The sequence below is a fragment of the Spirillospora sp. NPDC046719 genome (assembly GCF_040645715.1).
In the GTDB taxonomy this organism is placed as follows: domain Bacteria; phylum Actinomycetota; class Actinomycetes; order Streptosporangiales; family Streptosporangiaceae; genus Spirillospora.
Map to the genome: position 1 here is coordinate 1 of NZ_JBEYYT010000275.1, position 12,929 is coordinate 12,929.

Sequence of the window (12,929 nt, forward strand, 5' to 3'; positions counted from 1 at the left end):
GGGGGGTGGGGGGCCCCGCGGCGGGGCTCGAGTACGCGACCGCCTCCGCGGAGGCCCCCGGATTGCCCGACGCGTCCTTCGACGTCGTCTTCTACGCCGACACCTTCGAGATCACCGACGACCTCGACCGGGTCGTCGCGCACGCCGCCCGGCTGCTGCGGCCCGACGGCGTCCTGTTCTACGACACCGTCAACCGGACGCCGGTCTCCCGGCTGATCTACCTGGGGGCCTTCCAGGCGCTGCCGTCGACCCGGATCATGCCGCGCGGCCGCTACACCGCCGCGCGGTTGCGGACCCCGGAGGAGGTCGCGGCCGCGCTCGCCGCTCACGGGCTGCGGAACGAGGACGTCTGCCCGTTCAAGCCCGCGAACGTCCTCGACCTGGTCCGGGCGACCGTCGCGCGCCGGAAGGGAAGGATCGCCGACGAGGCGATCCCGGGAATGACGGGTTTCGTCCTCGAACCGGACGGCAAGCCGATCGTCACCTATCTCGGTCACGCCCGGCCGGACCGGAGGGCGGGGGAGTAGCGGAACGACGGTCGTTCAGAGCCTCGGAGTCCCACCGTGGACACCAGCCGCAAGGGTGCCGTCCGGCGTGCCGGAGGAGGATGATCCGCGGCTCCGCTGGAGTGCTGCGGGTCAGGGCTGGTCGTCCACGAGAGCGATTGCTCGCTTCTCGGGAACTCCTAGCATCAGCAGGCTCGTGATCGTCGCCGCTCGGGCGCCGAGGGGCTCGTTCGACAGGTCGCTGTCCGCGATGGCGAACACGACGCCGTAGGCGACCTGGCTCAGAATGCCCGCCGGCAGGTGCTGTGCGAACACGTCGCTGTCCTGGCCCCGTTTCACGAGGTCGGCGAGGAGATCATCGACTGGCCCGAGCAGGCCGTGGATCGCCTCGCCGTACTCGCCGCGGCGCAGCGCCAGCAGCACTCGGTACCGGTGCGTCACCGGCCAGACGCGGGCGATGAATTCGACCCATGTCGCGTCCGCTTCTGCGTGGGAGGCGTTGACCTCGGTGAGCACGGCTGTCATCTCGGTGACGGCCCGTTCCGTGAGTGTCCGAACCAGGTCGAGCCGTGAGGGGAAATGGCCATAGACGGTGCGGCGGACGACGCCGGCGGCGGAGGCGATGTCGCCCATTCCGGCGTCGGGGTTCTCTCCCAGCACGTCGAGGGCGACGTCGAGGATGCGATCGCGTGTCTCGTTCATCGAGCGCACACGGGAGGACTCGGTGGGCACGGCAGCATTGTTGCACATCGGTGTGCAATGAATCACACTGCACACTGGTGTGCAGCGAAGTAGGCTGCACAGCAGTGTGCAACGGAGAGTTGCACTGCGCTTCGAAGCTCAGGAGAAGAAGCAATGACCGCACCGACGCCGCCGGCCTCGATCCTCGTCCGCCCGTTCACCGTCTCGATCCCGGATTCGGAGATCGACGACGTGAAGCAGCGACTGGCCAGAACCCGATGGCCGGACCCGGAAACGGTGGGCGACTGGTCGCAAGGGGTTCGCGTAGAGAACGCCAGATCTCTGGTCGACTACTGGGAGCGCGGCTACGACTGGCGGCGCTTCGAGTCCGAACTCAACCGCTTCCCCCAATTCCTGACCGAGATCGATGGGCTGGACATCCACTTCATCCACGTCAGGTCCAAGAATCCCAACGCGATGCCGCTGATGCTCACGCACGGATGGCCCGGCTCGATCCTCGAGTTCCTGAAGCTGATCGGCCCGCTGACCGATCCGGTTTCGTTCGGAGGAGACGCCGCCGATTCATTCGACGTGGTCGTCCCGTCGCTCCCCGGGTTCGGGTTCTCCCAGAAGCCCACGGAGACCGGGTGGAGTGTTTCGCGCATCGCAAGCGCGTGGGTGGAGCTGATGAAGCGTCTCGGCTACACGAGATGGGCCGCACAAGGCGGCGATTGGGGTGCCGTCGTCACCACCGCCCTCGGAGCCATGCGACCTGAGGGGCTTCTCGGCATTCATCTGAACACCCAGTACGCCTTTCCCGCACAGATACCCGACACCTTGTCGCCCGAACAGCGCTATGCCGTGGAGACCCTCGCCCTCTACACCGGCGATCTCGGTGGGTCGAACCACCTTCAGGGCACGAAGCCGGAGACCGTCGGATTCGCTCTGGCGGACTCTCCCGCTGGTCAGGCGGCCTGGATCTACGAGAAGTTCCAGTCCAAGACCGACAACCACGGGCTCGCCGAGGACGCCCTCGGCATGGACGACATGCTCGACGCGATATCGCTCTACTGGTTCACCAACAGCGCAGCGTCGTCCGCCCGCATCTACTGGGAGAACAAATCGCTCACCTTCGCCGGCCCGAAGCTGACGCTTCCGGTCGCGGTGACCGTCTTCCCGAGGGACATTCCACGCCTGCCGCGAAGCTGGATCGAAGACACCTACAGCAATCTGATCCACTACGGCGAGGCCGACAAGGGCGGGCACTTCGCGGCCTTGGAACAGCCCGAGATCCTGGTCAGCGAAATCCGCACCGGCCTGCGCACCCTTCGTTCCTGACCCCAACGCGCGAGCTGCTTTTGCCGCACACCCGCCCCTTTGCCTCGTTCACTCGGTGAGGCCGAGGGCAGGGAAGCGGGGGCTCGTGCGGCTACCCGCGACCTACTTCGTGGCTGGTGTCCGAGCTAGGACACCGGGGCCTTCAGGGCGAGGATCGCGTAGGCCACCTGCAGGGCCGTCTCGGCGGACAGCGGTGTGGGCAACCGGTCGAGGACGACCTCCTCTCCCTCCGCGCGGACGGCCGCGGATTCACCGATCCGGACGAGCGTCGCGGGGCCGGTGGCGTCCACGGCGGGCAGCCGTCCGGCGGGCGGGACGAGGGCCTCGGCGGTCTCGGCGCGCTGCTGGGCGAGGACGGCGCGTTCGCGTTGCCGGTCGGCGTCGGCGCGCGCGGCGTCCCGGTCCCGGGTGAGGGCCGCGACCTCGGCCTCGCGCGCCGCCTGCGCGGCCGCCCGTTCGGTGCGGGCCGTCTCGGCGGCGGCCACGGCCTCGGCGAGCCGGTCGCGGACGCTCGCGGTGTCGCGTTCGGCGGCGTCCGCGCGTGCGGTCGCCTCACGGGCCCGGTCGGCGTGGTCGGCCGCCTCCTGCGTGAGCGCTTGCACCCGGCTGCGCTCCTCCGCGAGCCGGGCTTGAGCCTGGACGAGGTCGTCGCGCATCTGCTGCAGCCGCCGTTCGGCGTCGGCGAGTTTCTCCCGTGCGGCATCGCGCTCGCTGCGCGCTTCGGCGCGGTCGTCGGCGGCCTGCCGGGCCTGCTGCTCGGCCTGCTTGCGGGCGAGTTGATGGGTCTGGGCGAGTTCCTCGGCGAGCCGGGCGCGGGTGTCGGCATCGGCGGCGGCGGTCCGGGACCGGTCGCGTTCGCGTTCGGCCTCGGCGCGGGCGTCGACCGCGGCCTGGCGGAGCCGTTCGGCGGAGTCGCGTGCGGCGTTCGCCTCGTCGGCCGCGGCCAGGGCTTCGGCGGCCTGCCGTTCCAGCTCGCTGTTGCGGGTGGTGACGGCGTCGACGGTGGCGGCCAGACGGTCCGACTCCTCCTTCTCCAGCTCCGCGAGCCGCTGGAGGTCGGCGACGTGCCGGCCGAGCCGATCGGCGAACGCGGCGCGCTCGGTGGCGGCGCGTTCCCCGAAGGCGCGCAGCGCGGCCAGCGGCTCGGCGGCCGCGGCGGCGGTCGCCGTCTTGCGTGCCGCGTCGGCGAGCGCCTTGCAGTTCTGCCCGCCAGGGCCCTCGCCGGGCTGGTGGTAGCGCTGCGGCCGGCCGCCCCGGCGCGGGTTGCGGGGCGGAGGCAGCGGCTGCTGGCACCATTCGCACGGCCGCGGCTCGCCGCCGGGCGCCTGGAGCACGGTCAGAGCGTCCGCGCGCTCGTCCGGCGCACCGTCCGGTCCCGTCTCGTGGCCTGTCGCCTCGGTCTTCGCTGCTTCGTCTTCGTCCACATGCTGATCATAGAGGCTCTGCGTGAAACGTGAAACTGGTTTTGCGGTTCCGTATATGCGAAACCCCTGATACATGACAATCGCCGTTATGATGTACTCGCCGTGGAGAGCCGACCGAGGGGCGACGGAGTGACCGACAGCAGTTGTTGAACGCCAAGTATATGTCAGTAATCGCGCCGAGTCTGTCAGTGATGCGCCGAGTTCATCAGTCGAGTGCGAGTGTCTCGCACAGCTTCGCGGCCTCTGACCTGGGAAGATGTCGGTCGATGTCATCTGTGTCCTGCTTGAGGTGACCTCGATCTCTTGCGCCTACAAGGAGGGGATGGGGCCCCGGATGCGCCGAGTTTGTCAGCTGCTTGGGGCTTGATGTGTGAGGTGTCGGCCGTATCTTTTGTGGGCTTTATTTGATGTTGAAAGGGTCTGTTCTCGCCATGGCCAAGGGGTGGAAGGTGAGGGGTAGACTTTTGCTCGCGCTCGCATGTCTGAGTTGAGGTGGCGAGCTTTAATAAATGGTGTTGAGATATAGTTTCTAAGATGGGATTTTGGAAATTGCGTCGTTACTGGTCGCTGTTCTGGAGGCGGGCAGGTGCGCTGGGACGGCACCAGGGGTGTGACCGAGCGTCAGGCAACGCTTGATCGGCGATCGTTGTCCGCCCTGATCAGACCGATGTTTTCGACGTCGGGTACCGCGTCCGGGTGGCGCCGCGTTCGGCTGCGGGTCGTGCGGGTGGGTGGCGTCGGTGCGTGCCTCGTCGGCGCCGGTGCACCAGGTCGTCATCGACCTGCCGACCAGCACTAGCGAACCCAGCAAGGACTGCGCGACGCTCTGGCAGGCCCCGCGACCACCCGGCACACCGCCCGCCGGCTGCAAACCATGGTGCGGCCCGCCGCCGAAGAGATCGGCACCCGGCAAGCCACCCATTGGCTGGCCGAGGTCCGCGCGCGTCCGGGCGTCAGCCCGCCGCCGCCCGCGCCAGATGGGAGGCTGAATCCTCACCGGGGCGGCGCTGCAAGCGCCCGCCACCACCGGTACCCGTCGGCGATGTCGAGGCCGTCCTGGCCGCGCTCGCCGACGGCCGGGCATCCCACGCCATCGCCGTGGCGCTCCAGCACGCGTCTTAGCGCCGCCGAACCGTACCTTGCACAGGGTGCTGCGCGACAGCATCCTGCCCATCGCCTACCGCGCCGCGATTGGCGATCGCCTGTGGTAAGTCCCCGACAAACGGCAGCGCCTGGCCCACCGGCAGGACCGATTCGATCGGCCGGACGTGGCTTTGTGAGCGGTTGCCGGAGATGAGGCCCGATCGGGTGCGTGCCGCGCACGCCGCCCTGCTGACGGGCTACCAGAACCGCCATCCCCACGACTGGATCCGACATCACCGTCACCGGCCCCTAGCTGCCGGGCAACCTGGCGTGGCATCTGGCCGCCAAGAGGATCTGGTGCGACTGCTCATCCGGCTGAGCTGGATGCACCTGCGGCTCACCACTGCCGGCCTGCCCGACCTGATCAGCGACTGCACTCACATCACTCATCCACACGCCCAGGCGATCCGCCGCGCCCTGATGAAGCCAACGCCCGCGCTCATCAGCCCCTGTACCGCGCTCCCGGGGGTTTTGACCAGCCAAGTTACCGGTCGGCTCATGGGGCATCTCGTCTCCGAAATCGCTGCCTGGGCCACCGCCCTGCAGCCCCCGCGCAGGCCCACTGGCTAAGGCTGCTCACTTCCGGCGCACTCATCCGCGCGGACCACCCCGCTCGAACTCGCCATCAGCGGCCACACCGGCTCGGTGCGGGCAATGGCGTTCAGCCCGGACGGCACCCGCGTCCTCACCGGCAGCTACGACGGCGTAATGCGTGTGTGGTCCGCTGTGAACGGCCGTGAGCTGACGGCCTGGCACAGTGATCCGGGGGTGGCCGAGTGCCGGTTCGCCTCCGATGAGGCCGACAAGATCATCATCCTGGACGGCTCGGTCTACCAGCTTCAGCTCATGCCGTCCTCATGATCCATGCCGCCCGACTGGGCTTGGCATGAGTGGCTCGGATCTCAGTCGTCGTCGCGGCGCGCGTGCGGGTCACTCGGCTCGGGCTGCGCGTTCGAGGGCCTGCACGCGGTTCTCGGCGGTGCCGAGCTGCTCGCGCACCGCCGCGGCGTGGGGGGGGGGCGGCGTCGGGGCGGGGGCCCACCGCGGGGGCCGGGGGGGGGGCGGGTGGGAGCCGTCGGCGGCGAACCGCGCCGGCGATCGCGGGACATGGGCGGGCGAGAATGGTCTCTTCATCGTCATCCCGACTGTTCGACTGCCCCCGAGACTGTCCCGATCTCAGTTGGCACGCTCGCCGAGCATGCCGGCGGCGAGGTGTTCGATCACCTCCGCGACATAATCGTGCCCGGCCGGGCTGAGGTGGATTCCGTCGGAACTCCACATCGCTGGGTCAGCGATTTTCGTCACCGTTTCACGGGCCGGGAAAGCCATTCCGAAGTCGCGCGCGGCGCGTTCCAGCTCGATGTTGAACAAGGCGATGCGCTGGAGCACGCGTTTCTTACGGAACTGCGAGATGGGCGACCGGTCGAGCAGTGGCGGGCGGGGCACCGGAATCGCCAGCAGGACGGCGCCGGCGTCCCGCGCCCAGCCGTGCACCTCGTCCAGCCGGGCGCCCGCCGCGGCGGGCTCGAACCCGTTCAGCGCGTCGTTCATGCCGCAGCCGAGCACCGCCAGCCGGGGCCGCGCGGCGCGCACGGCGGGGAGCTGGTCGCGCACCACGTCCTCGATCGTGGCGCCCGCGTCGGAGACGTTCAGCACGTCACCGGAGTCCACGCCGAGGCGCCGCGCGAGGCGGCCGGCCCAGCCGAGCCAGCCGCCCGCGGGGTCCGGGTCGTCGCGGCCCTCGGCCACGCTGTCGCCGAGCACCACCAGGGCGGCGCCCGCGGCCGGCGGGCCGGCCATCACGCGACGAGGTCGAGGAGGTAGGCGGTGAGGTCGGCGACCGTCTCGCGGCGCCGCGCCTCGGCCACGTCCACCTCCACCTGCAGGTGGTCCTCGATGTCGCTGATGATGCTGATGGCGTACACCGAATCGACGCCGTAACGTGCCAGTTCGACCGCCGGGTCAATATTTTCCGTCGGCCTGTCGAGGTAGAAGGCGATGCGGTCAAGAAGCCACATCTGGAGTTCGTCGTGGGAAATTGTTTGCGATCCGCTCACCGCGCTCCCCTTTTTGTCAGAGGATCTTCTGAACCAAACCCCGATGGCCATCCGTAGCTGAGCACATGGCACGGTACATGCATATGTTCGGCATGTCACATAGCAGTCTGTGAACTATCGGACACGAGCATGTCACTTTTCCGTAAATTAAGTCAGTTGAGCGGTAAAACGGAGCCGGTGTACCGGACGGTAACAGGTTCCGTAAGGGGCCCACGACGGGCGCCGTCAGGCGACCGTCGTCACGGCCGCCCCACGCGGCCACTCCTCCCCCGCCGGCCGTCCCGCGGCACGCGACCTGCACCGTTCCCCAGGACCGCGCCCCCGTGCCCGCGGCGGGCGGCGAGCCGGGCCGGGTACGTTCCATGAGAATTTCGGACAACCGCCCAATCGGGCCGTGAAGACGGGCGCCGGTGGACTGGAAGGCGGTCCGAAAGGGGCGCCGCGCGCCCTACGGACGCGCCCGTTCGGTCACTGATCGGGCGAAATGGGAAGTATTTCCGATCCGATCGCCGGACCGGTCAGCAATGAACCGACGGGATTCGGCTCGCGCAACCGCGCCGCCCGATCCCGGATCGCCCGCGCGCGCTGGGCCCGCCATCGGTGCGCCGCCGTCCGACGGAATCGCACGACGTGCGCCGCCTCCGGACGCTCCCGTCCCGCCGGCGCGTACCCGTGCCGCCGCAGCCGGTCCGCCAAGACGTACTCCACGAGGTCGGCCTCCCACGGCCGCATCCGCACCGCCCACGCGCCGACGTTGCGGTCGTTTACGGCCTCGTGCGTCCGCAGGTGCCACCGGCGCTCGGCCGGGACCGTCCGGCGCGCGTGGTGGTGCGGCTCGGCCATCGCCTCGTCGTACTCCTCCTCCAGGAACCCGCACAGGGCGACCAGCGACCGCTCAGGTTCGGCGACGAGATCCTCGTAGCGCATCTCGAAGTAGCGGCCGGGGCCGAGCCGCCGCGCGAGCCGGCTCCCGGTGTCGACGGCCTCCCGCCAGGTCAGCGCGGCGCTGTAGACGTCGCCGTCGTACCAGGGCATCCGCGCGAGCGAGCTGACCGCGTCGCGGCCGTCGCGGACCAGGTGGACGAACTGCGCGTCCGGGAACATCCGCAGCAGCATCGGCACCTTGCGGAAGTAGCTCGGCCGCTTGTCGCCCCACCGCGCCTTGCCGTGCTCCCGCGCGTAGCGGCGGAACACGGCCGCGAGCGCCGAGCCGAGCGTCGGCGGGCCGTGCACGATGTCGCCGGCGACCGCGCCTGGGTCCAGCCCGAGGACGTCGAACTTCGTCCCGCCGCCCGCGGTGATCCACTCGGCGAGCGCCCGCCGGTTCGGCTCCGCCCGCAGGTCGCCGAAGCCGAGCCGCCGCGCGTACGCGACGTGCACGAACCTGGTCTCGGACGGCACCGCCAGGCGCCGGTGCGAGTGCAGCATCTGCTGCAGCAGCGTCGTGCCGGAGCGCGGGCAGCCGAGGACGAACACGGGCCGGTGGGACTGGCTGGTCATGGCGCGTGAAGCTAGGGGCGCCGCCTGAACCGGACCTCAGACCGACCTCAGAGTTCGCTGAACGTGACGACGTGACTACTCGTTGCGACTGTTCATAGCGGCTGCTTGCCGCGGCTACTTGGTCCGACGGCGCAGGCTGGCGGAGAACGTCGCGGCGCCGGTGACCACGAAGAGACCCGCCGCTATCTCCAGGGCCAGAGCCGTGTCACCGCCGTCACCGGGACCGTCCGGAAGCCGCGGCTTCAGCAGGCCCGCCGGATCCGTGCGCAGCGTGACCGCCTGGAGCGGCCTGAGGTCGGTGGAGCAGTTCTGCTGCTCCGTGAGGTGGTGGACGGCGCGCCCGCCGCCGGCCTCGACCACGGTGCACGACAGGTCGGCCCCGCGCCGGGCGTCCCGCTTCTCGACGTGCGCGACGACGGCGTGGACGGGCTTCCCGGCCGTCTTCATGTAGAGCTCGTACAGGCCGGGACCGGCGAAGAAGGTCAGGGCGAGGCCGGTGCAGGAGAGCAGGACGGCCGCGCCGGGCCGGTGCCAGACCCCGCCCGCGAGGGTCGCGGCGACGGCGAGCGCGGCCAGGGCGACGACGACGCCGGCCACGACGAGCCCGTGCGGGTACTGGGCGAGGAAACCGCCGGCCGTGAACGCCACCGGGACGAGCAGCCCCCAGCCGAGCGATCTCCAGAACGGGCGGGCCGGCGGACCGTCCAGGGTTGCGGGGGGCGATCCCACGATGACTCCTGCCTTCTCCGGGGGGACGAATGCCCGCCATCCTGCCGTATCCCGGAAACAGCGACGTCCACCCGGAAACGCGGGCAACGGCCGCCGGAAGCCCACAAAAGGCTTCCGCCCCCGTCAAAACTGCGCTAAAGTAACTCCTGGTGTGCCGGGAAGTCTGGTCGGCGAGACAGGATTTGTCTCCGACCAGGAGGTTGTACCTGATGACTCCCCGGCCCTTTCTCACGCCGCGGCGGACGCCGCGCGGCACCCCGCACCCCGCTTCGCGCGGCTTCGGCGCGCGCCCCGGGCTGACGGCCGCGACCTGGGCGGACTCCTTTCCGGACACATGACCTGCCGTATCCGGCGGGAACGTCGAATACGGCTGCGCATTTCCTGGTGAACCGGCGACCGCATTTACGGCCCGGACGGTGAATGACGCCTCGAGGCGGGAGCGTGCACACCCATGCGTGAATTCGTCGACACCGTGCTCGGCTTCCCCACGGCGCTTTTCAGCTTCTCTCTGGTGGTGGTCGCCGCGTACTGGGCGCTCGTCCTGCTCGGCGGCCTGGGGCACTTCCACGCCGGCACCGATGGCCATACGGGGGCCGGTGCCGGCGGGGGAGGCCACTTCCACGGAGACGGCGGCTTCCACGGGCACGGCGCCTTCCACGGGCACGGCGCGGCGCACGGGCACGGGGCCGTCCACGGACACGGCGCGGCGCACCCCGGGCACGGCGGCGGCCACGACACGTCCGGCGGCCACGAGGACGGCCACGGGTCGGGCGGGCCGCTGGCCGCGATCGGGCTGGGCGGCGTCCCCGCCACCATCACCCTGTCGCTGCTGATCGCGCTGGCCTGGTTCGCGAGCCTGGCCGGGTCGGTGCTGGCCGGCGGCGGCACGCCCGCGGCGCCGCTCGCCGCCGCCGTCCTGGCCGTGGCGCTCGCGGCGGCATGGCTCGGGACGCGGCTCGCCATCGTCCCGCTGCGCCGCGTGTTCCGGGAGGAGCCGGCGGCGTCGCTGCGCGACTTCGTCGGCCGCACCTGCGTCATCCGCACCGGCCGGGTCGGCGTGGACTTCGGCCAGGCCGAGGTGACCGCCGACGACGGTTCGTCCGCCATCGTGCAGGTCCGCCGGCACGCGCTGGACATCGCGGCCGAAGGCGCAGGGACCGGGGCGGCCGAAGGCGCACGGGGCGGCGCGGCCGAAGGCGCACGGGGCGGCGCGGCCGAAGGCGCAGGGACCGGGACGGCCGAAGGCCCGCCGGGCGGCGCGGCCGGCGGGCCGCCGGGCGGCGCCGTGCGGCCCGTACTCGGCGCGGGCAGCATCGCGCTGATCTTCGACTTCGATCCGGAGGGCCAGTTCTTCTGGGTCATGCCCTACGACGGCCCGACCCCCTGATCCGACCGCACTCCGGCCTCGCACTCTCTGACCCCCGCATCCCCACATCCCCCCAGTAGACAGGGATCCCGATGGACGCCATCACGATCGGAGCGGGCGTGCTGATCGCGCTCGCGCTGCTCATCGCACTCGGCCTCGCGCTGATGATGACGCGGCTGTTCCGCAAGGTCGACCAGGGCAGCGCGCTGATCATCTCCAAGCTGAAGAAGGTCGACGTCACCTTCACCGGCGCGGTGGTCCTGCCGGTGCTGCACAAGGCCGAGCTGATGGACATCTCGGTGAAGACGATCGAGATCGAGCGGACCGGCCGGGACGGGCTGATCTGCCGGGACAACATCCGCGCCGACATCCGCATCACGTTCTTCGTCCGGGTGAACAAGACCGTCGAGGACGTGATCAAGGTGGCGCAGGCGATCGGCACCGACCGCGCCAGCCACCAGGACACGCTGCAGGCGCTGTTCGCGGCGAAGTTCTCCGAGGCGCTCAAGACCGTCGGCAAGCACCTGGACTTCACCGACCTCTACACGCGCCGGCACGAGTTCCGCGACCACATCATCGAGCTCATCGGCACCGACCTGAACGGCTACAGCCTGGAGGACGCGGCGATCGACTACCTGGAGCAGACGCCGCTGCTGTCGCTGGACAAGTCCAACATCCTCGACGCGCAGGGCATCCGGAAGATCACCGAGCTGACCGCGATCGAGCACGTCCGGACCAACGAGTACACCCGCAACGAGGAGAAGGAGATCACCCGCCAGAACGTGGAGGCGCGCGAGGCGATCCTCGAGCTGGAGCGCCGCCAGGCGGACGCGGAGCTGCGGCAGCAGCGCGAGATCGAGACCGTCCGGGCGCGGGAGAAGGCGGAGACCGAACGGGTGCAGGCGGAGGAGCGGCTGCGCGCGCAGACCGCGCACATCCGCACCGACGAGCAGCTCGGCGTGCAGCAGGAGAACCGCGACCGCGAGGTGGCGGTGGCCGCGAAGAACAAGGAGCGGGTCATCGCGGTCGAGAACGAGCGGATCGAGAAGGACCGGATGCTGGAGGTCATCGCCCGCGAGCGGGAGACGGAGCTGACCCGCATCGCCGCGAACAAGGAGGTCGAGGGCGAGAAGCGGGAGATCGCGAACGTGATCCGGGAGCGGATCGCGGTCGAGCGGACCGTCGCCGAGCAGGAGGAGTCCATCAAGCGGGTGCGGGTGGTCGAGGAGGCCGAGCGGACCCGCCAGGCGGTCATCATCCAGGCCGAGGCGGAGGCGCAGGAGAGCCTCGTCAAGGACATCAAGGCGGCGGAGGCGGCGGAGGCCGCCGCGCAGCACCGCGCCCGCGAGCAGCTGACGATGGCCGACGCGCGGCGGCAGGCGTCCGAGCTGGACGCGCAGGCCAAGATCCGGCTGGCGGAGGGGATCCGCGCGGAGGCCGCGGCGGAGGGCCTCGCGGAGGTCGAGGTCCGGGAGCGGGACGCGGCGGCGATCGAGAAGGTCGGCCGCGCCGAGGCGGCGGTCGCCGAGCAGAAGGCGCTCGCCGAGGCGGTCCGGATCAAGGGCGGGCTGAAGGCGGAGGCCGAGGGGCTCACCGACAAGGCGGCGGCGATGGCGGCGCTGGACGACGCGACGCGCCAGCACGAGGAGTACCGGCTGCGGCTGGCGGCGGAGAAGGACATCCGGCTGGCCGGGATCCAGGTGCAGCGGGAGGTCGCGGAGGCGCAGGCGACGGTGCTCGCGGCGGGGCTGGAGAAGGCCGACATCGACATCGTCGGCGGCGACAGCGTGTTCTTCGACAAGCTCCTCGGGTCGATCGCGCTCGGCAAGAGCGTGGACGGGTTCGTCGGGAACTCCGAGACCGTGCGGGCGCTGGGCGGCTCGTGGCTGGACGGGACGGGCTCGCTCAGCGGCGACCTGACCCGGGTGCTGGGGGCGGCCGGCGGCGGAGGCGTCGGGGATCTGACGATCGCGGCGCTGCTGACGCGGCTCGCCTCGTCCGGCGGCCCGAACGCGCCCGCGCTCAGCGACCTGCTGGACGCCGCCGAACGCCTCGGCGTGGCGAACGCGCCGGTCGGGGCCGTGCCTCCCGCGGGGTCGAACGGCACCCCGCTGACCCCGGCGAGCTGACCGTCCGGCCGCATCGACTCGCGGCGCGCCGCCCGCAGCGACCCCCCATGGGGCGG

At 70.7% G+C, this 12,929-nt stretch carries 12 protein-coding genes; 6 read left to right on the plus strand and 6 right to left on the minus strand.

Annotated features, from left to right (window positions below):
• Positions 1–527, plus strand: a 527-nt coding sequence (locus ABZ914_RS34205) for a methyltransferase domain-containing protein (protein ID WP_500198338.1), incomplete at its 5' end; no start/stop codon positions are given.
• Between the two features lie 111 nt (positions 528–638).
• Here the strand turns inward: ABZ914_RS34205 and ABZ914_RS34210 are convergent.
• Positions 639–1,238: a TetR/AcrR family transcriptional regulator gene (locus ABZ914_RS34210; RefSeq protein ID WP_500198339.1), complete on the minus strand. Its 600-nt coding sequence runs from the start codon at positions 1,236–1,238 to the stop codon at positions 639–641.
• Positions 1,239–1,361: 123 nt separating this feature from the next.
• Here ABZ914_RS34210 and ABZ914_RS34215 point away from each other — a divergent pair, with 123 nt between their 5' ends.
• Positions 1,362–2,525, plus strand: a complete 1,164-nt coding sequence (locus tag ABZ914_RS34215) for an epoxide hydrolase family protein (protein WP_500198341.1) — start codon at positions 1,362–1,364, stop codon at positions 2,523–2,525.
• A gap of 125 nt (positions 2,526–2,650) precedes the next feature.
• Here ABZ914_RS34215 and ABZ914_RS34220 read toward each other — a convergent pair whose 3' ends face one another.
• On the minus strand, positions 2,651–3,949 hold the full coding sequence (locus ABZ914_RS34220) for a hypothetical protein (protein WP_500198342.1): 1,299 nt from the start codon (positions 3,947–3,949) through the stop codon (positions 2,651–2,653).
• A gap of 1,440 nt (positions 3,950–5,389) precedes the next feature.
• On the opposite strand from ABZ914_RS34220, the gene ABZ914_RS34225 reads away from it, so the two are divergent.
• The gene (locus ABZ914_RS34225; protein ID WP_500198343.1) at positions 5,390–5,662 is read left to right on the plus strand and encodes a hypothetical protein; all 273 of its coding nucleotides are present in this window, start codon (positions 5,390–5,392) and stop codon (positions 5,660–5,662) included.
• A 54-nt stretch (positions 5,663–5,716) separates the two neighbouring features.
• Positions 5,717–5,953: a WD40 repeat domain-containing protein gene (locus tag ABZ914_RS34230; RefSeq protein ID WP_500198350.1), complete on the plus strand. Its 237-nt coding sequence runs from the start codon at positions 5,717–5,719 to the stop codon at positions 5,951–5,953.
• 315 nt (positions 5,954–6,268) lie between these two features.
• Here ABZ914_RS34230 and ABZ914_RS34235 read toward each other — a convergent pair whose 3' ends face one another.
• The 4 genes from ABZ914_RS34235 to ABZ914_RS34250 all read right to left on the minus strand — a co-directional run bounded on the left by ABZ914_RS34235 (position 6,269) and on the right by ABZ914_RS34250 (position 9,378).
• Positions 6,269–6,859, minus strand: coding sequence for an SGNH/GDSL hydrolase family protein (locus tag ABZ914_RS34235; protein ID WP_433147902.1), 591 nt, complete (start codon positions 6,857–6,859; stop codon positions 6,269–6,271).
• Between the two features lie 32 nt (positions 6,860–6,891).
• Complete coding sequence (locus tag ABZ914_RS34240; protein WP_206699878.1) at positions 6,892–7,149, minus strand: phosphopantetheine-binding protein; 258 nt, start codon at positions 7,147–7,149, stop codon at positions 6,892–6,894.
• Positions 7,150–7,617: 468 nt separating this feature from the next.
• Complete coding sequence (locus tag ABZ914_RS34245) at positions 7,618–8,649, minus strand: sulfotransferase family protein (protein ID WP_500198345.1); 1,032 nt, start codon at positions 8,647–8,649, stop codon at positions 7,618–7,620.
• 114 nt (positions 8,650–8,763) lie between these two features.
• Positions 8,764–9,378 (minus strand): hypothetical protein, encoded by a 615-nt coding sequence (locus tag ABZ914_RS34250; RefSeq protein ID WP_500198347.1) that lies wholly within the window; start codon positions 9,376–9,378, stop codon positions 8,764–8,766.
• Positions 9,379–9,829: 451 nt separating this feature from the next.
• On the opposite strand from ABZ914_RS34250, the gene ABZ914_RS34255 reads away from it, so the two are divergent.
• The gene (locus tag ABZ914_RS34255) at positions 9,830–10,765 is read left to right on the plus strand and encodes a hypothetical protein (RefSeq protein WP_500198349.1); all 936 of its coding nucleotides are present in this window, start codon (positions 9,830–9,832) and stop codon (positions 10,763–10,765) included.
• A gap of 71 nt (positions 10,766–10,836) precedes the next feature.
• Positions 10,837–12,873 (plus strand): flotillin family protein, encoded by a 2,037-nt coding sequence (locus ABZ914_RS34260; RefSeq protein ID WP_190854720.1) that lies wholly within the window; start codon positions 10,837–10,839, stop codon positions 12,871–12,873.
• The last annotated feature ends 56 nt before the right edge of the window (positions 12,874–12,929 follow it).

Bases quoted from the DNA above. Each gene is read 5' to 3' on its own strand.
- ABZ914_RS34215 (WP_500198341.1), top strand. From the start codon at position 1,362: ATGACCGCACCGACGCCGCCGGCCTCGATCCTCGTCCGCCCGTTCACC.
- ABZ914_RS34245 (WP_500198345.1), bottom strand. From the start codon at position 8,649: ATGACCAGCCAGTCCCACCGGCCCGTGTTCGTCCTCGGCTGCCCGCGC.
- ABZ914_RS34255 (WP_500198349.1), top strand. From the start codon at position 9,830: ATGCGTGAATTCGTCGACACCGTGCTCGGCTTCCCCACGGCGCTTTTC.
- ABZ914_RS34260 (WP_190854720.1), top strand. From the start codon at position 10,837: ATGGACGCCATCACGATCGGAGCGGGCGTGCTGATCGCGCTCGCGCTG.